The organism is Rhodococcus sp. YH3-3 (genome assembly GCF_001653035.1).
Classification (GTDB): Bacteria; Actinomycetota; Actinomycetes; order Mycobacteriales; family Mycobacteriaceae; genus Rhodococcus_F; species Rhodococcus_F qingshengii.
In genome coordinates, this window is the sequence record NZ_BCWH01000001.1 from 899,213 (window position 1) to 919,844 (window position 20,632).

General features: G+C 63.3%; 23 protein-coding genes and 1 pseudogene. 13 read left to right on the plus strand and 11 right to left on the minus strand.

Annotated elements, in window-relative coordinates:
* Positions 1 to 9: 9 nt before the first annotated feature.
* Together YH3_RS04270 and YH3_RS04275 are read right to left on the minus strand one after the other, a co-directional pair.
* Positions 10 to 1,188, minus strand: coding sequence for an ArsA family ATPase (locus YH3_RS04270; RefSeq protein ID WP_007732380.1), 1,179 nt, complete (start codon positions 1,186 to 1,188; stop codon positions 10 to 12).
* A complete protein-coding gene (locus YH3_RS04275) occupies positions 1,188 to 2,201 on the minus strand; it encodes an ArsA-related P-loop ATPase (protein ID WP_037130910.1) in 1,014 nt (337 codons plus the stop codon). The genes YH3_RS04270 and YH3_RS04275 overlap by 1 nt, the downstream gene beginning before the upstream one ends.
* A gap of 53 nt (positions 2,202 to 2,254) precedes the next feature.
* Here YH3_RS04275 and YH3_RS35940 point away from each other — a divergent pair, with 53 nt between their 5' ends.
* The 9 genes from YH3_RS35940 (at position 2,255) to YH3_RS04315 (ending at position 9,607) form a co-directional block, all read left to right on the plus strand.
* Entirely contained in the window at positions 2,255 to 2,419 is a 165-nt protein-coding gene (locus YH3_RS35940; RefSeq protein WP_003943454.1) for a hypothetical protein, read from the plus strand.
* 5 nt (positions 2,420 to 2,424) lie between these two features.
* A complete protein-coding gene (locus tag YH3_RS04280; RefSeq protein ID WP_003943508.1) occupies positions 2,425 to 2,895 on the plus strand; it encodes a RidA family protein in 471 nt (156 codons plus the stop codon).
* Complete coding sequence (locus YH3_RS04285) at positions 2,895 to 3,680, plus strand: MBL fold metallo-hydrolase (RefSeq protein WP_007732381.1); 786 nt, start codon at positions 2,895 to 2,897, stop codon at positions 3,678 to 3,680. The genes YH3_RS04280 and YH3_RS04285 overlap by 1 nt, the downstream gene beginning before the upstream one ends.
* A 126-nt stretch (positions 3,681 to 3,806) precedes the next feature.
* Positions 3,807 to 5,282: a 2-hydroxymuconic semialdehyde dehydrogenase gene (locus YH3_RS04290; protein WP_054187035.1), complete on the plus strand. Its 1,476-nt coding sequence runs from the start codon at positions 3,807 to 3,809 to the stop codon at positions 5,280 to 5,282.
* Positions 5,283 to 5,324: 42 nt separating this feature from the next.
* On the plus strand, positions 5,325 to 6,098 hold the full coding sequence (locus tag YH3_RS04295; protein ID WP_042446669.1) for a 2-keto-4-pentenoate hydratase: 774 nt from the start codon (positions 5,325 to 5,327) through the stop codon (positions 6,096 to 6,098).
* Positions 6,095 to 6,547, plus strand: a complete 453-nt coding sequence (locus tag YH3_RS04300; RefSeq protein WP_064443027.1) for a RidA family protein — start codon at positions 6,095 to 6,097, stop codon at positions 6,545 to 6,547. The genes YH3_RS04295 and YH3_RS04300 overlap by 4 nt, the downstream gene beginning before the upstream one ends.
* The gene (locus YH3_RS04305) at positions 6,544 to 7,065 is read left to right on the plus strand and encodes a 3-hydroxyanthranilate 3,4-dioxygenase (protein ID WP_003943511.1); all 522 of its coding nucleotides are present in this window, start codon (positions 6,544 to 6,546) and stop codon (positions 7,063 to 7,065) included. The genes YH3_RS04300 and YH3_RS04305 overlap by 4 nt, the downstream gene beginning before the upstream one ends.
* 3 nt (positions 7,066 to 7,068) lie before the next feature.
* On the plus strand, positions 7,069 to 8,064 hold the full coding sequence (locus YH3_RS04310) for an amidohydrolase family protein (protein ID WP_042922846.1): 996 nt from the start codon (positions 7,069 to 7,071) through the stop codon (positions 8,062 to 8,064).
* 184 nt (positions 8,065 to 8,248) lie between these two features.
* Entirely contained in the window at positions 8,249 to 9,607 is a 1,359-nt protein-coding gene (locus tag YH3_RS04315) for an MFS transporter (protein ID WP_042446679.1), read from the plus strand.
* A 58-nt stretch (positions 9,608 to 9,665) separates the two neighbouring features.
* Here YH3_RS04315 and YH3_RS04320 read toward each other — a convergent pair whose 3' ends face one another.
* The 6 genes from YH3_RS04320 to YH3_RS35520 all read right to left on the minus strand — a co-directional run bounded on the left by YH3_RS04320 (position 9,666) and on the right by YH3_RS35520 (position 14,400).
* Entirely contained in the window at positions 9,666 to 10,592 is a 927-nt protein-coding gene (locus YH3_RS04320; protein ID WP_064443028.1) for a LysR substrate-binding domain-containing protein, read from the minus strand.
* A gap of 50 nt (positions 10,593 to 10,642) precedes the next feature.
* Complete coding sequence (locus tag YH3_RS04325; protein WP_064443029.1) at positions 10,643 to 11,935, minus strand: carboxylesterase family protein; 1,293 nt, start codon at positions 11,933 to 11,935, stop codon at positions 10,643 to 10,645.
* Between the two features lie 85 nt (positions 11,936 to 12,020).
* Positions 12,021 to 12,581 carry a TetR/AcrR family transcriptional regulator gene (locus YH3_RS04330; RefSeq protein ID WP_064443030.1) on the minus strand — a complete coding sequence of 187 codons (561 nt, stop codon included), beginning with the start codon at positions 12,579 to 12,581 and terminating at the stop codon, positions 12,021 to 12,023.
* A 15-nt stretch (positions 12,582 to 12,596) separates the two neighbouring features.
* Positions 12,597 to 13,067 (minus strand): nuclear transport factor 2 family protein, encoded by a 471-nt coding sequence (locus YH3_RS04335; RefSeq protein ID WP_064443031.1) that lies wholly within the window; start codon positions 13,065 to 13,067, stop codon positions 12,597 to 12,599.
* Positions 13,068 to 13,197: 130 nt separating this feature from the next.
* Positions 13,198 to 13,872 (minus strand): Crp/Fnr family transcriptional regulator, encoded by a 675-nt coding sequence (locus YH3_RS04340; RefSeq protein ID WP_003943506.1) that lies wholly within the window; start codon positions 13,870 to 13,872, stop codon positions 13,198 to 13,200.
* 255 nt (positions 13,873 to 14,127) lie between these two features.
* Positions 14,128 to 14,400: a hypothetical protein gene (locus YH3_RS35520; protein ID WP_064112040.1), complete on the minus strand. Its 273-nt coding sequence runs from the start codon at positions 14,398 to 14,400 to the stop codon at positions 14,128 to 14,130.
* Positions 14,401 to 14,480: 80 nt separating this feature from the next.
* Here YH3_RS35520 and nth point away from each other — a divergent pair, with 80 nt between their 5' ends.
* The 4 genes and pseudogenes from nth (at position 14,481) to YH3_RS04365 (ending at position 17,741) form a co-directional block, all read left to right on the plus strand.
* A complete protein-coding gene (nth, locus tag YH3_RS04350) occupies positions 14,481 to 15,266 on the plus strand; it encodes an endonuclease III (RefSeq protein WP_003943471.1) in 786 nt (261 codons plus the stop codon).
* A 6-nt stretch (positions 15,267 to 15,272) separates the two neighbouring features.
* Positions 15,273 to 15,926 carry a TlpA disulfide reductase family protein gene (locus tag YH3_RS04355; protein WP_003943500.1) on the plus strand — a complete coding sequence of 218 codons (654 nt, stop codon included), beginning with the start codon at positions 15,273 to 15,275 and terminating at the stop codon, positions 15,924 to 15,926.
* Entirely contained in the window at positions 15,923 to 16,642 is a 720-nt protein-coding gene (locus YH3_RS04360; protein WP_007732411.1) for a CoA pyrophosphatase, read from the plus strand. The genes YH3_RS04355 and YH3_RS04360 overlap by 4 nt, the downstream gene beginning before the upstream one ends.
* Positions 16,639 to 17,741: pseudogene (locus tag YH3_RS04365) on the plus strand (MarP family serine protease). The gene YH3_RS04360 and the pseudogene YH3_RS04365 overlap by 4 nt, the downstream one beginning before the upstream one ends.
* Positions 17,742 to 17,744: 3 nt before the next feature.
* On the opposite strand, the gene YH3_RS04370 reads toward YH3_RS04365, so the two are convergent.
* The 3 genes from YH3_RS04370 to nhaA are packed head-to-tail and all read right to left on the minus strand — an operon-like array spanning position 17,745 to position 20,536.
* Positions 17,745 to 18,680 carry an alpha/beta fold hydrolase gene (locus tag YH3_RS04370; protein WP_064443032.1) on the minus strand — a complete coding sequence of 312 codons (936 nt, stop codon included), beginning with the start codon at positions 18,678 to 18,680 and terminating at the stop codon, positions 17,745 to 17,747.
* 15 nt (positions 18,681 to 18,695) lie between these two features.
* A complete protein-coding gene (locus YH3_RS04375; RefSeq protein ID WP_007732413.1) occupies positions 18,696 to 19,205 on the minus strand; it encodes a phage holin family protein in 510 nt (169 codons plus the stop codon).
* A complete protein-coding gene (nhaA, locus tag YH3_RS04380) occupies positions 19,202 to 20,536 on the minus strand; it encodes a Na+/H+ antiporter NhaA (protein WP_370333109.1) in 1,335 nt (444 codons plus the stop codon). Before nhaA ends, YH3_RS04375 begins: the two co-directional genes overlap by 4 nt.
* Positions 20,537 to 20,632 lie beyond the last annotated feature (96 nt).

Consider the following 20,632-nt stretch of genomic DNA (forward strand, 5'->3'; position numbering starts at 1 on the left):
ATCGGGGGATCAGCCCTTACGAGTGAGCTGATCTCCCACCGCGCGCAGCGCCTCGAGGTCCGAGACCTCGAACGGTAGCGACGGAACACCGATCAGCGGCACCCTCGGGTGAGCTGCGGTGAATCGACTCAGCAAGGCGATTTCTCGCTTCGCGATCACTGCCCGATGGGCATGGATGCGGAGAACGGCTGCGGTGAGGGCCTCGGCCTCGGTCGCATTTTCCTTCGCTTCCAGTTTGTCGGCGGCGGTCACCGCATGATCGGCAGGCAGAGCCGTCAACGTCGGGTGAGTGCGGTTGAGAACCAGACCGGCCAACGGCATCGAGTCACCCGCAAGGCGATCGACGAAGAACGCCGCCTCACGGAGAGCGTCGGGCTCGGCCGCTGCGATCACCAGGAAATGAGTCCCCGGCTGACGCAGCAACTCGTAGGTCTTCGTGGCGCGTTCACGGAAACCGCCGAACATCGAGTCGAGCGACTGCACGAATGCCGATGCATCCGAAAGCATTTGGCTTCCCACGATGGTCGAGACACCCTTCAGAGCCAATCCCATCGCGCCGGCCACGAGCCTGGTCAGGCCACGGCCGGGTGCCGAGAGCAGCCGGATCATCCGTCCGTCGAGGAATGTTCCGAGCCTCTGTGGAGCGTCGAGGAAGTCGAGCGCATTGCGCGACGGCGGGGTATCGACGATCACCAGATCCCACGCGTCGTTCGACGCCAGCTGCCCCAACTTCTCCATCGCCATGTACTCCTGCGTTCCGGAGAACGATGTGGCAACGGTTTGGTAAAAGGGATTCGCCAGGATCTGCTCGGCCTTCTCAGGGCTCGAATGCTCGATGACCATTTCGTCGAAAGTCCGACGCATGTTCAGCATCATCGCGTGGAGTTCGCCCGTGGCCTCGGGACCCAGCTTCACCGGCTGCGGAGTGTTGTCGAGTTCGGCCACACCCAAGGCCTGTGCGAGGCGACGGGCCGGATCGATGGTGAGGACGACTACGCGTCGGCCCTCTTCGGCTGCCCGCAACGCCAGCGACGCAGCCGTCGTGGTCTTGCCGACGCCACCTGCGCCGCAACACACCACGATCCGGGCCGTCGGGTCCTTGATGATCGCCGAAATATCGAGGGCAGGAGCTGCGCGTCGGCCGGTCCTGGAACTGCCGACCGTCACGTTCTCGGTGGTCTCGGTCATCACACGCCCTGTTCCGTGAGGTATTCGGCCAGCTCGTAGAGCCCACCGAGATCGACGCCGTCGGCGAGTGCGGGAAGTTGCACCCGCGCGCCGTCGATCTCGCGGAGCTTCTCCGCACTGGATTCTTGAGCTTCGAGCACCGACGCGTGCTCGATCGTCTCGGTGAGCAGGCCGGCGAAGTCGTCGTCGGACAGATCGATGCCGACATCGGAGAGCGTCGACCGGATCGAAGCTGCATCGATGTTGCCGGCTGCAGCACCGGAGAGTTGGTCTTCGGGCAAGAACCTCGGGCTGGCGCGGTTGACGATGATGGCACCGAGGTTGAGGTCGTCACGCGCCAGTTCTGCGGCGGCGTCGGCGGTTTCCTGAACGGGCAGCGCTTCGAGAAGCGCAACAAGATGTACGACGGTCTCCGGCGAGTGCAGCAGCCGAACGACGCCTTCACTCTGAGAATGCACCGGGCCGCCCTTGGCGAGGTCGGCCATCGCCTTGGTGACGTCGAGGAAGCTGCCGATCCGCCCGGTCGGGGGAGCATCGACGACAACGGCGTCGTACACGCGTTTGCCGGTTCGATCGGTGCGGATGACGCACTCCTTGATCTTGCCGGTGAGCAGAACGTCGCGAAGGCCTGGAGCGATTGTGGTGGCGAATTCGATGGCGCCGAACTTACGCATCGCCCGGCCGGCGAAGCCGAGGTTGTAGAACATTTCGAGGTATTCGAGGAACGCGGTCTCGATGTCGACGGCCAGAGCCATCACTTCACCGCCACCTTCGGCGGCCGCGACCTTGGTCTCCTGCGGTGGAAGCGGTGGTACGTCGAAGAGCTGCGCGATTCCCTGGCGGCCCTCGACCTCCACGAGGAGAACGCGCTTGCCGCCTTCGGCCAACGCGAGCGCCAACGCGGCGGCAACCGTGGACTTACCGGTTCCGCCTTTACCTGACACAAAGTGCAGGCGGGCCTTCGTCGCAGACTCGGGCCAGGTCCTGCTCAGCTCATCTTGGGATGCAACCACACCGCGAGCCTATAAGTCTGGGGCCGAAGATGTACGCGGGATAGGCTCACCGCATGAGCGAAATAACTTCCTGGGAATACACCGTGACTCCGTTGCTGGTCCACAATCCGAAGGCAATTCTCGACAACTGGGGTGTCGACGGCTGGGAACTCGTCGCCGTCCTGCCGAGCGCGTCGGGCGAGCAGCACGTCGCGTACATGAAGCGTCCGAAGGGCTGAATCACATGGCAGAGGCAACACAGACCTGGTCGGAGCGTCTCGCCGAACTGGGCATTGCACTTCCCGCCGTCGCGGCACCCGTCGCTGCTTACGTTCCCGCGGTTCGCAGCGGCAACCACGTGTACACGTCGGGTCAGCTCCCGTTCGTCGACGGAAAACTGGCGCTGACCGGCAAGCTCGGCGCGGGCGTGTCGGATGAGGACGCCAAGGCCGCGGCTCGCACCTGCGCGCTCAACGCTCTCGCTGCCATCGACGCCCTGGTCGGCATCGACAACGTCGTCCGTGTCGTCAAGGTTGTCGGCTTCGTGGCATCCGCCGAAGGATTCACCGGTCAGCCCGGCGTGATCAACGGCGCATCCGAGTTCCTCGGTGAGGTGCTCGGCGACGCCGGTATCCACGCCCGTTCGGCAGTCGGCGTGGCAGAACTTCCCCTCGGCTCTCCGGTCGAGGTGGAACTGATCGTCGAAGTTCGCTGATGTCGACTGTCCATCCCGCCTACGCGCAGCTTCGCCGCGTCACCGACATCGCTTCGGTCTTGCTCGAGAACAACCCGGGCATGATGACGCTGGACGGTACGAACACTTGGATTTTGCACGCTCCGGGCAGCGTCGAGTGTGTTGTCGTCGATCCAGGCGACAACGACGAGGAACACCTGCAACGTGTCGCTGGTATCGGTCCGGTAGCGCTGACCTTGATCACGCACCGGCACTACGACCACACCGGCGGGGTGGACCGTTTCCACGAATTGACTTCGGCTCCAGTGCGTTCCGTCGACCCAACTTTTCTTCGCGGGGGCGCTTCGGCGCTTGTCGACGGTGAAGTGATCGAGGTAGCGGGCCTGAAGTTGCGGATCCTCGCGACGCCGGGCCATACCGCGGATTCGGTGTCGATAGTCATCGAGAACGATGCGAGCGTGCTGACGGGCGACACCATTCTCGGCCGCGGCACGGCAGTTCTCGACGACTCCGACGGCGATCTGGGGGACTACCTCACCTCGCTGCGATCGCTGGCCGCACTCGGCGAAGGACTGACGGTTCTTCCCGGGCACGGTCCGGACCTACCCGATCTGCAGGCGATTTCGCAGCAGTACCTCGCCCACCGCGAGGAGCGTCTGGATCAGGTGCGGGCTGCTCTGTCGACGTTGGGCGAGTCGGCCTCGGTGCGCGACGTAGTCGAGCACGTCTACTCCGACGTCGACCCGAAGCTGTGGCCGGTCGCGGAGAAATCCGTCAACGTGCAGTTGGCGTATCTGCGACGCTGAGGCGCTCGGCGCCGACACGAAGAGCTGAGTTGTGTGGCCGAACTGCCGCCATCTATGCCGATCGAGGTATAGCTGGCGGCAGTTTTTGCATTTGTTTGATATGGGTCACGGGCCAATAGTTAGTTCATGACCTCACAATGCGACGGATGGATCCGCAATTACGTGGACGGCTCCTATGTCGAACCCGACGAGTCGTCGAGCTTCGATCAGGTCGACCCAGCAACGGGCCGTGTTCTCGCCCGGGTCCACGAGGCCGACAAGGCCCTGGTCGATCGGGCCGTGACCTCTGCCAGACGTGCTCTGGACAACGGTTGGGCCGATACGCCGGTTCGAGAGCGGACGGCTCTGCTGCGACGCGCTGCCGACCGGATCGAGGAGCGATTCGAAGAGTTCGTCGCCGCAGAGATGGCGGACACCGGCAAGCCGATCACGCAGGCACGCGAACTCGACGTCGCGCGCGCCCTGACGAACTTCCGCACCTTCGCCGACATCGTCGCCGCGGCGGGACAGGAATCGTTTGTCACGGATCTCGCGGGCGGCAAGCAGGCGCTGAACTACGCGATCCGCAAGCCGCTCGGCGTCGTCGCCGTGATCGTTCCGTGGAACCTGCCGCTGCTTCTCCTGACCTGGAAGGTTGCGCCCGCGCTCGCGTGCGGAAACTCCGTGGTGGTCAAACCCTCCGAGGAGACCCCGGCGACTGCGTCGTTGCTGGCCGAGGTGCTCGAAGAGGTCGGCCTGCCTGCCGGCGTCTACAACGTCGTCCATGGATTCGGTGCGAACTCGGCCGGCGAGTTCCTCACCACGCACCCCGGTATCGACGGCGTCACCTTCACCGGATCTTCGGCAACGGGTTCGCATGTCATGAAAACCGTTGCCCCGCGGGTCCGTCCGGTCTCGTTCGAGCTCGGCGGCAAGAACGCCGCGATCGTGTTCGACGACGTCGACATCGACGAGGCTCTGACGGGTCTGACCAAGTCGGTGTTCACCAACACCGGCCAGGTCTGCCTGTGCACCGAGCGGGTGTACGTGCACCGCAGCATTTTCGACGACATCGCCGGTGGACTCGTCGAGCGGGCAGCAGGACTGCGTCTGGGCGACCCGACGCTCGATGCAACGACGACCGGACCGCTCATTTCGCAGGCACACCGGAAGAAGGTACTCGACTACTTCGAGATCGCCGAGCGGGAAGGCGCGAAAGTGCTGACCGGCGGCGGTATTCCGGACCTCGGACAGGAACTGTCGGGCGGATCCTGGATCGAACCCACCCTGTGGACAGGCTTGACCAACAAGGATCGCGTCGTGCGCGAGGAGATCTTCGGACCCGTCGCAGCACTCATTCCGTTCGAGACCGAAGGCGAAGCGATCGCCCTCGCAAACGACACCGAGTACGGCCTTGCTGCCTCCGTGTGGACCAACGACCTGCGCCGCGGGCACCGCGTCGCGCAGAAGATGAACGTCGGAATCTCCTGGGTCAACACGTGGTTCACCCGCGAACTGCGATCTCCCTTCGGCGGCATGGGCCTGTCCGGCATCGGACGTGAGGGCGGCGAGTCCTCGCTGCACTTCTACACCGAACCGACGAATGTATGTGTGCAACTGTGAACATCGAAACCGCAAAAGATTTCCAGAAATGAGCGAGGCGTGATGACAGCCCCCGAAGACACCGTATCCGCGCTCGCGCGTCGCCTCGACGACGCTGCGCAGACGCGCACCGACACGCCGAGCCTCGCCGACGAACACACCATCGACATCGACCAGGCCTACCGGATCCAGAACGAACTCCTCGAACGGCGCACCAGCCGTGGTGAATCGATTGTGGGCATCAAGCTCGGCTTCACGAGCAAAGCGAAGATGGCGCAGATGGGTGTCTCCGAAGTGATCGTCGGTCAGTTGACCGACGCGATGTGCGTGAGCAACGGCGGCGAAGTCGACCTGAGGACGTTCATTCATCCCAAGATCGAACCCGAAGTGGCATACCGCTTGTCGAAGGACGTCGATCTCGACGATCCGAACGTCGACATCGAAACCTGCGTCGACGCACTGGCTCCCGCAATGGAGATCATCGACTCGCGGTACCGCGACTTCCGCTTCACCTACACCGACGTCGTCGCTGACAACACCAGCGCTGCCGGGTACGTGATCGGGAGGTGGCTGCCGCTACAGAACGTCGAAGACCGTTCCGTACGTATGGAAGTCGGCGGCGAGACGGTAGTCGGTTCCACGTCGGCCATTCTCGGCGATCCGGCGCGCGCTTTGCATGCACTGCTCGACATCGCCCGCCGACGCCGAATTCCGTTGCGCGCCGGTCAGGTAATTCTGGCCGGTGCCGCCACAGCAGCTGTGCGACTCGACGAGGGCGTCGCACAGTGCACGATCGACGGACTCGGAACCGTCACGGTGAAAGGTGTGAAGCGATGAGTGGGGCGCAGGTCATCGAGAAGCTGGCGAAGCCGCGCGGAAAGTTCCCCCACGTCAAGGTGGTCGGCGATTTCGTCTATGTCTCCGGGACCAGTTCGCGTCGACCCGACAACACGTTTGTCGGCGTCGAGGTCGACGAGATGGGGACGACGGCGCTCGACATTCGGGCGCAGACGCGTGCCGTCATCGAAAACATCGCGGCAATCCTCGCCGAAGTGGGTGGAGAACTCAGTGATCTGGTTCAGGTCACCTCCTACCTGGTGTCGATGAACGACTTCGGCGGATACAACGAGGTGTACGCCGAACTGTTCGACGAAAACGGTCCGACGAGAACGACTGTGGCTGTTCACCAGCTGCCCCACCCTCACCTGCTCATCGAAATTTCCGGCGTGGCGTACGTGCCCGCCTCCCAACGCACGGCGTCCGAAGATACGGAGAATGCATCATGACCACGATTCCTCCCGTCATCGACTTCAAGAAGTGGATCGACGACAACCGCCACCTCCTGCAGCCGCCCGTCAACAATCAGACGATGGCGCTCGGAGACGATTTCATCGTGCAGGTCGTCGGCGGCCCCAACCAGCGGACCGACTACCACCTCGATCCGTACGAGGAGTGGTTCTACCAGCTCGAAGGCGACATCCACGTCAATGTCATGACCGAAGACGGTCCTCAGCGCGTCGACATTCGCGAGGGTGAAACTTGGTTGCTGCCAGGAGACATTCCGCATTCGCCGCAGCGTCCCACCGCGGGCTCGATCGGCCTGGTCATCGAACGCGTCCGCAAGGAAGGCACGCTCGAGAAGTTCCAGTGGTACTGCCTCGAATGTGATCACAAGATTCACGAGGTCGAACTTCAGGTGCGCGACATCGTGGCCGACCTTCCGCCGGTGTTCGTCAAGTTCTACGAGAGCGAAGAAGCCCGCACGTGTGACAAGTGCGGCACGCTCCATCCCGGCAAGGGCTGAGCTATGAGCAACCTGATCGACATCCACACCCACTACGTGCCCAACGGGTGGCCGGATCTGACCGAAGACGCGGGGCCGCAAGCGCCGTGGCTGAAGGTCGAGTCGGAAACCGAAGCAATGATCATGATGGGCACCAAGGAGTTCCGTCGCATCCAGTCCGATGCCTGGGACGCCGAGGTGCGGCTTCGGGACATGGATGCCGACGGCGTGCAGACGCAGGTCGTCTCACCTACTCCGGCGTTCTTCAACTACGGCCGGAGCGGTGAGCAGGCAAGTCGCATTGCACGGATCTTCAACGACCTCGCACTCGAGATCGTGGAGCCGGCGAAGGATCGGTTGATTCCGTTCTGCCAGGTGCCTCTGCAAGACACCGACGCAGCGTGCCGTGAGTTGGAGCGGTGCATCGCGAACGGGCACCGCGGTGTCGAGATCGGCAATCATGTCGGCGATCTGGACCTCGACAGCGAGGGGGTGGTGACGTTCCTGCAGCACTGCGCGTCGCTGGACGTGCCGGTATTCGTGCACCCGTGGGACATGGCCAACTCTCCGCGCCTCGATCGCTGGATGGCGCAGTGGCTCACTGCGATGCCGGCCGAAACGCACCTGTCGATACTCGCACTGATTCTCGGTGGGGTGTTCGACAAGATCGACGATCGTCTCAAGATCGGATTTGCGCACGGTGGTGGATCTTTCGCGTTCTGGTTGGGCCGGATGGAAAACGCCTGGCACGGCCGCAACGACATCATCGGTACGTCGCAGTTCCCGCCTTCGCACTACCTGGGAAGGTTCTACGTGGATTCCGTCGTCTTCGACGAGCGTGCGCTGCGACTGTTGGTGGACACGGTGGGGGTGGACCGTGTGATGGTGGGTAGTGATTACCCGTACCCCTTGGGGGAGCGTCCGGTCGGTGAGGTGGTTCGCAAGAGTGAGTTCTTGGACGATACTGCGCGCCAACTGATTTCGCGGGGGAATGCCGAACGCTTCCTGGGTCTCGTCTGAGGCCCCGGCTATACCTTTTCCGGTATGGCGGACGGTGAATTCGGCATTTGTGAGTCATGTCTCGAGCGAGCACAATTCCAAACACAACGATCGACGACGCTCGTGATACCGACAATCCCGAAGACGGGGTCGGTGACTACAGACTTCATCGTCCGCCTGCCCCATCCAATCGATAGGTTCCGCGATGTCAGACAAGATATCCAACAGCACTACGAGCGACGGAAAGCCGTTGCCGGAGAAAGCGGCCCGTAGCCGAGTTGCCATGGCAACCCTGGCCGGCACAACTCTCGAATGGTACGACTTCTTCCTCTACGGCACAGCCGCCGCGTTGATCTTCAACAAACAATTCTTCCCGAGCCTGAGCCCCACGGCCGGCACGCTGGCTGCCTTCAGCACCTTCGCCGTCGGGTTCATTGCACGGCCGGTGGGTGGACTCGTGTTCGGGCACTTCGGTGACCGGATCGGGCGCAAGGCCACGCTCGTGGTCTCATTGGTGATGATGGGCATCGGGTCCACACTCATCGGCCTCATCCCGAACTACGACTCCATCGGTTTCTGGGCGCCCGTCCTCCTGGTGGCGATGCGCGTCGTTCAGGGCATCGGTCTGGGCGGTGAAGGCGCCGGCGCGACACTCATGTCGATGGAGCACGCGCCGGCGGGGCAGAAGAATCTCTATGCAGGTTTCCCTCAGATGGGCACACCCGCCGGACTGGTTCTCGCCAACGGCATCTTCCTGACGACCAACGCCGTGATGTCGGACTCGGCATTCGCTTCGTGGGGTTGGCGAATCCCGTTCCTGCTCAGCTTCGTTCTGGTGGCGATCGGTCTGGTGATTCGCCTGCGCGTCACCGAGTCGCCGTCATTCGCCGGGATCATGGAGAAGGGCGAAATAGTCCGCTTCCCGCTGCGTGAGTCGCTCAAGGTCGGCTTCCCCCGTTTGTCTCTCACGCTTGCCGCGTGCTTGGCGAACTCCGCCGTGGCGTACGCCTTCATGGTGTTCACCCTGTCGTACGGAACTCAACATCTGGGCTACGACAAGCAATTCCTGGTGCTCAGCGTGACCGCGGCAGCAGTCCTGTGGTTCCTTTCCATCCCGTTCTGGACAAAGATCGCCGACAAGTACGGGCGTCGGCACATGTTCATCGGCGGATCTGCCGCAATCCTGTTGTGGTGCATCGTGTTCTTCCCGCTCCTCAACACCGAGAACAAAATGGTCGCCGTCATCGCGTTCCTGGGCATGGGCCTGATCGTTCCGGTCACACATTGTGTCCAGGGCAGCATCATCGCCGATACCTTCCCGGCCAAGGTCCGCTATTCCGGCTCGTCTCTGATCCTCCAGAGCGGTGCAATTCTCGGCGGTGGACTGGCACCGATGATCGCCACGGCTCTGCTCGACGCCACCGGATCTTCGGTCGGTGTGACCTGGTATCTCGCCGGGGTGTGCACGATCAGCCTGGTCGGCGCCATCGCACTGTTCAAGATTGTCCCCGATTCGTCGCGGGGCTTGGAGCACGAGGAGATTCGCGTCTCCGAAAACGCCTGAGTCCTGGTTGATCCGACATCGGCCCGTTCCCTCTGGAGGGAACGGGCCGATCGGCGTTTCACGGTCGCATGAGCTCAGTTGCAAAGGACTCCAGCGTCGCGATCAGGGCCTGCGCGGACGGACTCGACGTGCGAGTCGCCGGCGAGGTGATGCCGACGCTGTGCCCGATCGGATCGAGTGTGATGGACAGGGTGGTCAAGCGCGCATCGTCGCGGGGGATGAGGCTCGGTAGTACCGCGATCATGTCGGTCTCGACCAGTAGCTGACGCACGGTGAGGAAAGAGGTTGCCTCGACCCGATTTTCGGGCAACGGCAAGCCGTTCCGGGCGAAGAACTCCTCGAGTTCGCGTCGGAGCACTGTCTCGACCCCGGGAAGGATCCAGGGGAAGCCGCGTAGTTCTTCGAGTTGGACGTCCTCGCGGTGAGCGAGCGGGTGATCTACGCGGGTGACGAGTTCGACGGATTCGGCGTAGAGGTTCCGTCTTGTCGCGGTGTCATCGGTAGGTGAGGTGAGCCGGCCGACGATCAGGTCGATTCGGCCCGCTTCCAGATCGGTGAGCAACTGCTCTGGCGTACCTTCGCGCACGACGACGGTGAGCAACGGGTGGTGAACCTTCAGGCGCGCGATAGCGCCGGGAAGCAGCACGTTGGATCCGGCGAGATGTGTTCCCACGATGACGGTTCCGCGATTGGCGTCGGCAAGTTCGACGACGTGTCGCCCGGCTTCGGTCAGCTGCGCGATCACGGCCCGTGCATGAGTTGTGAAGGCCTCGCCGAAAATGGTCGGGGTGATGCCGCGAGGGCCGCGGTCGAAGAGCGAGACGCCGAGAATGGACTCGATGTCGTGCAGACTCCGAGTCGCGACAGGTTGCGTGATGTGAAGTGCGGCAGCGGCGCCGACCACACTGCCCTGACGGCTCAATGCGTCGACGAGCAGGAGATGGCGGAGTTTGAGTCGCCCGTCGAGGAGCTTGGGCATGTCCATGGAGCAATCCTAGACGGGATTTCTCCGGGTGGGTAGGCGCCCGAAGTTGCTCAGGAGAAGGTGATTCCGATCGATTGGGACGAGGTGTACTTCTCCCAGGTTTCGCTGCTGTCCGGACTTCCCGTGTGCGCAAACGACGTCCAGTGCCGGCGTATCCGACGGCCCAGTGCGTCGATGCTCTGCCAGTCGCTGCTGCCCAGCATCGGTGAGCCCTGCCAGGACTGCTCGGTTCCCAACACGAAGGGTAGTTCTATGCAGTGAGTTGCTCCGAAGACGTCGTCCGTCGGTGCCCAGTCGAAGCGATACGTGTACACCGACGCGCCGGCCGCTGTGAAGGTCTCGGCCAGCTCCATTGCCGGTTCGGCAAACATGTTCTGTGTCAGTGCCTTTTCGGCGACGTGTTCGGGATCGGGTACTCCCGCTACGTCGCGCACGAAAGCAGATCCCTCGTCTCGGGTGTATCCCACGATGACGTCAGGCGCTGTTTCGAAAGTTCGGATCACCGGTTCCAGTTCGGAGATCGGCGCGAAGGGCGGTTGCACGACATTGGGGGACCGCCGGCTGAACTCGACAGCCGTGCCGCGGAATGCGTCGAGAATGTGGAAGAGCGGCGCGGTCCGAGGATCTCCGTCGAGCAGTCGGGCAAACGTCTCCCCGTTCTCGATCGCGGCAGCCTGCGTGAAGTTGAGGTCCGGCCGTGGGGTGCTCTGCAGAATTGCTCGATGGAACAGGGTTCGAGAGTTGTTACTGCTCAACAGATTCACAATGGAATGAGCGCCGGCCGACTGACCGAACACGGTGACCGAGTCTGGGTTGCCGCCGAATGCCTCGATGTTCTCGCGCACCCACTCGAGCGCTGCGATCTGATCGTGGACCCCGAGATTGCCTTCGCTGACGCCGTCGAGGAGGAGGTATCCGAGCACGCCGACGCGATAGTTGACCGACACCACGACGACGTCGCCCTCGGCTGACAAAGCGCCGCCGTCGTACCAGGGGAGTGAGCCGCCGCCACTGGAGTACCCGCCACCGTGAAGCCACACCATCACCGGGCGATGACCGGTCAGCGACGGGGTTGTGACGGTGACGGTGAAGCTGTCCTCGCTGTGCTCCGGTTCGGGGAGCGGTGGCCCCATGATGCGTTCGAGTCGTGAAGGTGGTTGGGGGAAGACCGTTCCAAGCGCTGTGGCGTCGAAGACGTCGGAGAACGGTTCCACCGGTCGCGGCTTCTCGAAGCGCGGTGCGCTGGCGTAGGGGATCGCACCGAAGTAGTAGGAACCGTCACGCTTTCGGCCGCGGACCTTCCCCGAAGGGGTGGATGCGATCACCGTCTCGAACGAGGGCATGGGTTCCTTTCTTCTTGTGCATGCTTTTTCGAGCATGCCAGGTGGATGCCGCGGCACAAATGCCTTTGTGGTCGTGCGGTATGCGTTACGGCGTGAGTGCCTGTACCAGTCGATCTTCGAGTCGCGTCGTCACTCGGCTGTATACGGAACCGTCGTCCAGGGCCCGGGACATCACGATCGCCCCTTGGATCCCGGCCACGGCTTCTTCGGCGAGTCCGATGGAATCTTCGGCACCGACGAGTGCCGCCTCGAGAGCCGCTGTCCATTCGTCGAAGTATGTTCGCACCCTGGCGCCGAAGCGGTTTCGCTCTTCACCGAGTGCAAATGCGCCGAACAGGCAAATGCGTTGCCCTGACCGAAAGTAGTCGCCCGTGGTAGCGAACATGCTCTGGATGCGCTGCCTCGGTGGAACCGATTCTGCTCGAAGAGGTTCGAAGACTTCGATGCGAAACCATCCGTCGACCTCGTCGAGTACGGCCTCGGCCATCTCTTCCTTCCCGCGTGGAAAGAAGTTGTAGAGACTGCCTTTGCCTAAACCGGTGTGTTCGGTGATGACGGCCAGGCTTGCTCCGTCGAACCCGTAGATTCGAAACACGTTCGCGAGAGCGGGAATCGTGTCCGATCGTTCAGCTACCTGTCTGGCCATGGATTCATCCTTTCATCACAGACCCAACTCGCTCAGGCCCGGATGATCGTGCGGGCGTGGTCCGGTCGGATCCCAGAAGAACTTTCGCTCGGACTCCTCGATGAGAACGTCGTTGATGCTGGCATGACGGTGGTGCATGAGTCCGTCGGCGTCGAATTCCCAGTTCTCGTTGCCGTAGGAGCGGAACCACTGCCCGTCGTGATCGTGCCACTCGTACGCGAATCGCACTGCGATGCGGTCGTCGCTGTGTGCCCACAACTCTTTGATCAACCGGTAGTCCAGTTCGCGGGTCCACTTCTCGGTCAGAAGTTCGACGATCTCGGATCGGCCCGTGACGAACGTCGACCGATTACGCCACCAACTGTCCGGCGTGTAGGCCAGCGACACCTTGTGCGGATCGCGTGAGTTCCATCCGTCCTCGGCGAGGCGGACCTTTTGGACGGCAGTTTCGTGAGTGAAGGGCGGAATCGGTGCTCGGACGGTCATTGCGGGGCCTCTCGATCAGATGTGTACCTATCGGTACAGACTTTACCGATAGGTACAACAAGAGTCCAGTGAACGACTTCGGCCGCCCCCCACCGAAGCGGGAGCGGCCGAAAGAGTCGAACAGGAAGAGCTAGCGCGCGCGACGAGCGAGGCGCTCGGAATCCGAGATCAGGACGCTCTTGCCTTCGAGGCGAAGCCATCCGCGGTGTGCGAAATCAGCGAGCGCCTTGTTGACGGTCTCGCGGGAAGCGCCGACGAGCTGGGCGATCTCTTCCTGCGTGAGGTCGTGAGTGACGCGCAGGGCGCCACCTTCCTGAGTGCCGAAGCGCTGCGCGAGCTGCAGGAGCGCCTTGGCGACACGGCCGGGAACGTCCGTGAAGATCAGGTCGGCCAGGGTGTTGTTGGTACGACGCAGACGGCGGGCGAGAACGCGCAGAAGCTGCTCGGCGATCTCGGGGCGCTGCTGGATCCATGCCTTGAGAGCGTCGCGGTCCATGCTCACGGCGCGAACCTCGGTGACGGTCGTAGCCGTCGAGGTGCGGGGGCCGGGGTCGAAGATGGACAGTTCGCCGAACATGTCGGACGGGCCCATGATCGTCAGCAGGTTCTCGCGACCGTCGGGTGAGCGTCGACCGATCTTCACCTTGCCGGACACGATGATGTACAGGCGGTCACCGGGTTCACCTTCGTTGAAGATGACATGTCCACGGGGGAAGTCGACGGGCTGCAGCTGCTTTGTCAGCGCCGCTACCGCTGAGGGCTCGACTCCTTGGAAGATGCCGGCTCTTGCCAGGACGTCGTCCACGTGCGCTCCTTGTTGGGATTTGTTCGTTTGTGGTGTCATTTTTGCGCTATCTATCTTTGTACCCGCGCTGCGCACAAACCGTCGTACACAGGCTCAGCCCTCATGAGTGAGACACTGTGTCCAATGCAATCTGTGTTCAATGCAACAGGTACGGCATCGAAGTCTACGTCCCGTTAGCTCGCGACGAGTGATTGATGCCACGTAAGAGCCGAAAATTCTTCCGGAATCTGCTGCGGTGACTACTTTGTATGGCCGTCAACTTGCCCGTTGTGTCCGGATTTCGTCCAGGCTGGCGCTCTCGGGAGCCTCCGACTGACGGCCCTTACGCCTCCGGTGGAAGCGGGCGAACGCATGGGGAAACCCATCGCTTGCCAGGCGGGCGACGTCGTCGTGACTTGCCTGGTCGAGGAAGTCTTCTACTTCATGCTCTTGGACCGAGAGCCGACGCAATCGCCCTTCGACTCGTTCCATCGCCAGGGCAAAGAGCATAAGCAGTAGCGGAAAGAGAATTACTGCGAGTCCTTGCATAGGGGGAAGTAAACACGTCGAAGGTCTCAGAATCGACACGACGGAGTCTCCACTCATGTCGTATCCGTACAGTTGTCTGAGTGCAGACCACCCCGACAGGCAGTTCAGAGCAGCGGAAGAAACCGCGTTCGGGGGGTGCGCGGAAGGAAGAATCACACCTCGGATTGGTACGCCGGGCGCGTCGGATGAATCGTGAGCTCGCTGTGGCTTTCCCACACGTGTACTGCGAACTCGACTTCACCACTCCGTTGGAACTGGCAGTGGCGACAATCCTGTCGGCGCAATGCACCGACGTCCGCGTCAACATGGTCACGCCGGCACTCTTCGCCCGTTATCCCGACGCAAAGGCATACGCGGAAGCCGATCGGACCGAACTCGAGGAGTACATCCGCTCCACCGGCTTCTACCGAAACAAGACGACGTCGCTGATCGGACTCGGTCAGGCGCTACTCGAACGCCACGACGGGCAGGTCCCGAACAAGCTCGAAGATCTGGTGAAACTCCCAGGCATCGGACGCAAGACCGCGAACGTCGTGCTGGGCAATGCCTTCGACATTCCGGGAATCACCGTCGACACCCACTTCGGTCGGCTCGTGCGTCGGTGGAAGTGGACCGAGGAAGAAGATGCCGTCAAGGTGGAACACGCCGTCGGGGCACTGATCGAACGTAAGGAATGGACTCTGCTCTCGCATCGCGTGATCTTTCACGGCCGACGGGTCTGCCACGCGCGCAAGCCCGCATGCGGTGTGTGTGTTCTGGCCAAGGACTGCCCGTCGTACGGTCTCGGCCCGACCGACAAAACCGAGGCCGCGGCCCTGGTGAAAGGCCCCGAGACCGATCATCTGCTCGCCCTGGCAGGGTTGTGATCGCCGATGACAAGTGCCGGAAGATGGTCTCTCGCTGCGCTCGTGGTCGTCGCGGCTCTCGTCGTGGCGATCTGGCCGCGCGGGGGAGACGACACGACGCCCACGTCGACGGGCCCGTCCTCGTCCGCGTATCAGCCGCCGACGTTCACTCCGTCGTCGGAATCGCTCGATCAACTCCGTAGCCAGGCGGCTCTGGCTTCCTGCCCGACTCCGACCGGCGAAGCGCCTGCCGGCTCGGCTCTCGCCGGAATCACCCTCGACTGCGTCTCCGACGGAGCGCCCGTCGACCTTGCCGCAGCGGTGGGCGGAAAGCCGACTCTGCTCAATCTGTGGGCGTACTGGTGCGCGCCATGCGCCGAAGAGCTTCCGTACCTTCAGGAATTCGCGGAGCGCGCCGACGGCAGCATCAACGTGCTGACCGTGCATTCGGATCCGAATCAGGAGAACGCTTTGACGCGACTCATCGACTACTCGGTGCGTTTGCCCGGCGTCCAGGACGGTGACGGCAAGGTACGGATCGCAGTGGGCGCACCGCCGGTGCTGCCGGTGTCGGTGCTCGTGCGCGCGGATGGAACAGTCGCCAAGGTCTTGCCCCAACCCTTCCGCAGTGCGGACGAGATCGCCGCCGCTGCGGCGCAATATCTGGGAGTCGTCGTATGAGCACACCGGTTCCCGAGTGGTTGCGCGCTGTCGCCAGCACCCAGCCCACCGATCCCCATCGGATCAACCCCGTCCTCGAGCGTCGCGCGCCGCGCGGCACCGTGACGCGTCCGGCCGCGGTGCTCGTGCTCTTCGGCGGACCGCGTGAGGCCGACCCTCTCGCCGTCGGCGGCTTGCCGGAGGGCGCAGACGTCCTGCTGACCCAACGGGCGTCGACGATGCGTCAGCACAGCGGACAGGTCGCATTCCCGGGCGGCGCCGCCGATCCGGGCGACGACGGCCCCGTCGGCACCGCGCTGCGTGAAGCGCAGGAGGAGACCGGGCTCGATCCGAGCGGAGTTCAGCCGCTCACCGTGCTGCCGGAGATCTTCATCCCGCCGTCGGGTTTCGACGTGACGCCGGTGCTCGGCTACTGGGAGCAGCCGACGACGGTGGGCATTCAGGACGAGGGCGAGGTCGGACGGGTGGCCCGGGTGCCGCTGCGCACGTTGCTCGACCCAGACAACCGGTTTCAGGTTCGACATCCCCTCGGATACCAGGGCCCGGCGTTCCGCGCCGACGGCATGCTGGTCTGGGGGTTCACAGCAGGAATCCTCGCGGCGCTGTTCACGGTGTCGGGCTGGGAGATTCCGTGGAATTACGAGGACGTGAGAGACCTGGACACAGCGCTGTCCGAGTTCGGTGAAGGTGTCGAGGATTCGGCGGTGCCGCGATGACAGGTTCTCGTTGGGTGGACATCGCCATCGTTCTGGTCGCCCTCATCGCGGCCACGTCCGGATGGCGTCAGGGCGCGGTGGCGTCGGCGCTGGCGTTCGTCGGCGTGATCCTCGGTGCCGTCGCCGGGATTCTGTTGGCGCCGCACCTGCTCGTGCACGTCACCGAAGGCAAGCTGCGCATCCTCGCGGGCATCTCGCTGATCGTCGTGTTGGTCATCATCGGCGAGGTCGCCGGCATGGTGCTCGGACGCGCGGCGCGCAGCGGAATGCACAGTCCGACGGCGCGATCCGTCGACAGATTGCCGCAGCTGTTCGTGGTTCGGACGTTCTCGCCAGCGTGGACGAAGTGGCGCCGCAGTGGCTGCGCCGCATCCCGACCGAGTTCTCGGCGCTGCTCGACACCTCCGGCCTGCCGGACGTCATCGGCCCGTTCGGGCGCACGCCCATCACCGAGGTCGAAGCACCCGACGCGAGCGTTCTCGCCAGTCCGTTGGCGGCGCAGTTGCGTCCGAGTGTTCTCCGCATCAACGGCGTCGCACCGAGTTGCCAGCGCGCGCTCGAGGGATCCGGATTCATCGTCGCCCCCGAACGCGTCATGACCAACGCCCACGTGGTTGCCGGAACCGAGAGCATCACCGTGGACACCATGGAGGGCGCACTGCCCGCGCAGGTGGTTCTCTTCGACTCCGCCGTGGACATCGCGATTCTGGCGGTTCCCGGATTGGACGCGCCGGTGCTGCCGTTCGCTCCGGAGCAGGCTCGGACCGGTGACAACGCGTTGGTGCTCGGTTACCCCGGCGGTGGTCCGTACACGGCCAGCGCAGCCCGCGTTCGTGAGGTCCTGAACCTGAACGGGCCGGACATCTACAAGGCCGGAACCACCCAGCGTGAGGTCTACACCGTCCGCGGATCCATCCGGCAGGGCAACTCGGGTGGACCGATGGTCGACGATCAGGGGCGGGTCCTCGGCGTCGTGTTCGGCGCTGCCGTCGACGACAGTGACACCGGATTCGTCCTCACCGCGCAGGAAGTCTCGCGCCAGTTGAACGCGGCTGCCTCGGCATCGACGCCCGTACCGACGGGCGCGTGCATCCTGTAGCGGTCACTTCTCCGTAAGGAGGAAGTCCCCGAGTTCGCGATTGACGCGCTCGGGGGCTTCCTGATGCGCGTAATGACCGACTCCGGCAATGGTGCGCAGTTTCTCGCCGGGAGCCCAGTGCTTGTCGCGACGCACAGTACGGGTGAGCACGTACGGGTCGAGTTCGCCGTGAATCTGGACGATCGGAATGCGAAGAACCTGATCCATCAAACGCATGAAACGTCGGCCCTCGGGGCGGAGCTGGCTGCGGAAGGCCCAACGCTGGTACTCCAACGTGGAATGCGCGACGCCCGGGATCCGGATCGCGGACCGCATCTTGGTCATGACGTCTGCGAATTCGGGTTGCTGCGGCCAGGTGGGGCCGGACCGCGAGCGAACCAGACGCTCCACTTCGGCGCCGTTGTCGGCCGTCAACCGACGTTCCGGGCGTAGCGGTACCTGATAGGCCAGGAACGAGGGCAAAAGCGCGCGGCGCTGATAGGGGTCGCGGACGACTGCTTTCTTGAGCGCCATCGGGTGTGGTGACGAGATCAGCGCTATCGACCGCACCAGGCGTGGATGCAGGAGCGCGGTCGCCCAGCACACCAACCCGCCGTCGGCATGACCGATCAGCGTGGCCTTGCCGTAACCCATCGCACGAATGAGGCCGGCTACGTCACCGGCGAGCGTCCAACCGTCGTAGCCACGAGGGGGCTTGTCGGAATCGCCGTACCCACGAAGGTCCATCGCGACGACGCGGAATCCCTGCTCCGACAGTGCCGTCAACTGATGGCGCCAGGACCACCAGAAATCGGCGAATCCGTGCAACAGGACCACCAACGGAGCATCCGGCTCCGCGTCGCCTACCTCGACGACGTGAAACCGGATGCCGTTGGCGTGAATGTCCCGGTGAATCCAGGGGCCGTCGAACCTGACGGTGGATGGATCTGGGGCTGCCACTTTCGATCAGACTCGCTACCGGCGCGCGTTGAAATCGACCGACGGCTTTGCGTCGTCATGGCTGCCGGGGATGACGTTCTTGGCCTGCTTGAGCGATTCGATCGTCTTCTCCGGAGCCCTCAGCTTGCGCACGCGCAGATAACCGAGCAGCGCCAGAATCGCGGTGGTCACCACCATGATCAGGAAGACGATGAGGAACGCCAGCCAGCGCGGCACCCAGGTGTCGAGCATCTCGGCCAGGAAGAAAAAGAAGAAGAACGAGCTGAACAGCAGAACCGTGAAGGCCAGGATGAAGAAGACGCTGCCCTGCAGACCCTTCTTGACCTCGCCCGTCACCTCGGCCTTGGCAAGTTCGACCTCGGCGCGCACGAGGGTGGAGACCTGTGCGGTCGCGTCCTTGACGAGGGCCCCGATGGTGGCCTCGCCCGGCGTGCGGGCGTCCACATCGGTGAGAGGGATGGAAGAGACCGTGTTCGGTACTCCATCTCCGGTGAAGCGCTGGCTCTCTCCGTTGGTCAAGCTCACTTGTCGACCTCTCCAGGTAGTTCTCTCGCGTCCGTGGCAATGGCGGTGGAAGCGTCGTCTCGAGCCGCATGAACTCGTCCACGTCGCCACAGCAGCGCTGATCCGATCAGCGATGCCACCAACGATGTCACGAGAACTGCGGCCTTCGCTATCTCGGCCTCGCTGCCATCGCCGACCCCGTCCAATGCGAGGTCTGCTACAAGCAGGCTAACGGTGAACCCGATGCCACCGAGAACTGAGAGGGCAAACATGTCTCTCAATTCCAGTGTCTTGGGTTTGGTTGCTATCCCCAATTTGATCGCGAGCAGGGAAATTCCGAAGATTCCGACGGTTTTGCCGACCAGAAGACCGACGACGACCGATTGCCCGACGGGGTCGGTGAAAATGTCGCCGAGCACCGCCGCGTTGATCGGAACACCGGAGGCGAACAGTGCGAAGACGGGGACACAGAAGCCTGCAGAGTAGGGCTGAATACGGTGCTCGAGACGGTTACCGGGCGCGTACTCCTCGTCCGGATCGCGCCTCACCCGGGTGAGTAAGCCGAGCGCGACGCCCGCGAGTGTGGCGTGTATCCCCGCTTCGTGCATCGCGTACCAGGTCAGTAGTGCCAGCGGGACGTAGAGGAACGGCGTCGTGATGCGTTTGTGTTGGGCGTAGGCGTAGGCAGCCAGGGCTGCGGCCGCGGTCAGCAGCCACAACATCGCGAGGGAACCGGTGAACAGTACGGCGATGAGGATGATTGCGAGCAGATCGTCGACGACGGCCAGGCTGAGCAGGAAAACTCGGGCGCTCGCCGGGATCTTCGAGCCGGTCAGCGCGAGCACGCCGAGGGCGAAAGCGATGTCCGTCGCGACGGGAATGGCCCAGCCCTTGTCCATGCCGGGCGTGCCGAAACCGATGGACGCCGCGATGATCGCGGGGACCAGGACGCCGCCGCACGCCGCGATGATCGGGAGCATCGCGGCTTTGCGGTCCGCGAGTTCGCCGACCACCAGTTCACGTTTGAGTTCGAGGCCGGCGACGAAGAAGAAGACGGCAAGCAGTCCGTCCTGCGCCCACGTGCCCAAGCTGAGGTCGAGATGGAGTGCGGACGGACCGATCTGGAAGTCACGTAGTGCGATGTAGCTCTCACCGAAAGGAGAGTTCACCCAGATCAGAGCGAGGGCGGCAGCGATCAGGAGGATCGATCCGCCCACCGTTTCGGTGCGGAGGTAGCGGGACAGTTCGGAACGCAGGGTGGAGATCACGCGTGGGGACGACCTTTGTTCGTGCAACCGAATTCGGATGCAACAGACATGAACGTGATCGACGTTGTGACGCATCGAATGCACGTGCCGACCAGACTTCCCGGCTCACCTTTACGGAATTTTATCGCGGATTGCCCGCTGAGCCGAATTCGCGAACCGAATTTGCGTCGGAAAACCCCG

Excerpts from the sequence above, each read along its gene's own strand:
- YH3_RS35520 (WP_064112040.1), bottom strand. The coding sequence starts at position 14,400 with ATGCAAGGACTCGCAGTAATTCTCTTTCCGCTACTGCTTATGCTCTTT.
- YH3_RS04300 (WP_064443027.1), top strand. The coding sequence starts at position 6,095 with ATGAGTGGGGCGCAGGTCATCGAGAAGCTGGCGAAGCCGCGCGGAAAG.
- YH3_RS04325 (WP_064443029.1), bottom strand. The coding sequence starts at position 11,935 with ATGCCCTCGTTCGAGACGGTGATCGCATCCACCCCTTCGGGGAAGGTC.
- YH3_RS04310 (WP_042922846.1), top strand. The coding sequence starts at position 7,069 with ATGAGCAACCTGATCGACATCCACACCCACTACGTGCCCAACGGGTGG.
- YH3_RS04270 (WP_007732380.1), bottom strand. The coding sequence starts at position 1,188 with ATGACCGAGACCACCGAGAACGTGACGGTCGGCAGTTCCAGGACCGGC.
- YH3_RS04295 (WP_042446669.1), top strand. The coding sequence starts at position 5,325 with ATGACAGCCCCCGAAGACACCGTATCCGCGCTCGCGCGTCGCCTCGAC.
- YH3_RS04360 (WP_007732411.1), top strand. The coding sequence starts at position 15,923 with ATGAGCACACCGGTTCCCGAGTGGTTGCGCGCTGTCGCCAGCACCCAG.
- YH3_RS04330 (WP_064443030.1), bottom strand. The coding sequence starts at position 12,581 with ATGGCCAGACAGGTAGCTGAACGATCGGACACGATTCCCGCTCTCGCG.
- YH3_RS04280 (WP_003943508.1), top strand. The coding sequence starts at position 2,425 with ATGGCAGAGGCAACACAGACCTGGTCGGAGCGTCTCGCCGAACTGGGC.
- YH3_RS35940 (WP_003943454.1), top strand. The coding sequence starts at position 2,255 with ATGAGCGAAATAACTTCCTGGGAATACACCGTGACTCCGTTGCTGGTC.
- YH3_RS04290 (WP_054187035.1), top strand. The coding sequence starts at position 3,807 with ATGACCTCACAATGCGACGGATGGATCCGCAATTACGTGGACGGCTCC.
- YH3_RS04320 (WP_064443028.1), bottom strand. The coding sequence starts at position 10,592 with ATGGACATGCCCAAGCTCCTCGACGGGCGACTCAAACTCCGCCATCTC.
- YH3_RS04355 (WP_003943500.1), top strand. The coding sequence starts at position 15,273 with ATGACAAGTGCCGGAAGATGGTCTCTCGCTGCGCTCGTGGTCGTCGCG.
- YH3_RS04285 (WP_007732381.1), top strand. The coding sequence starts at position 2,895 with ATGTCGACTGTCCATCCCGCCTACGCGCAGCTTCGCCGCGTCACCGAC.
- YH3_RS04305 (WP_003943511.1), top strand. The coding sequence starts at position 6,544 with ATGACCACGATTCCTCCCGTCATCGACTTCAAGAAGTGGATCGACGAC.
- YH3_RS04315 (WP_042446679.1), top strand. The coding sequence starts at position 8,249 with ATGTCAGACAAGATATCCAACAGCACTACGAGCGACGGAAAGCCGTTG.
- YH3_RS04335 (WP_064443031.1), bottom strand. The coding sequence starts at position 13,067 with ATGACCGTCCGAGCACCGATTCCGCCCTTCACTCACGAAACTGCCGTC.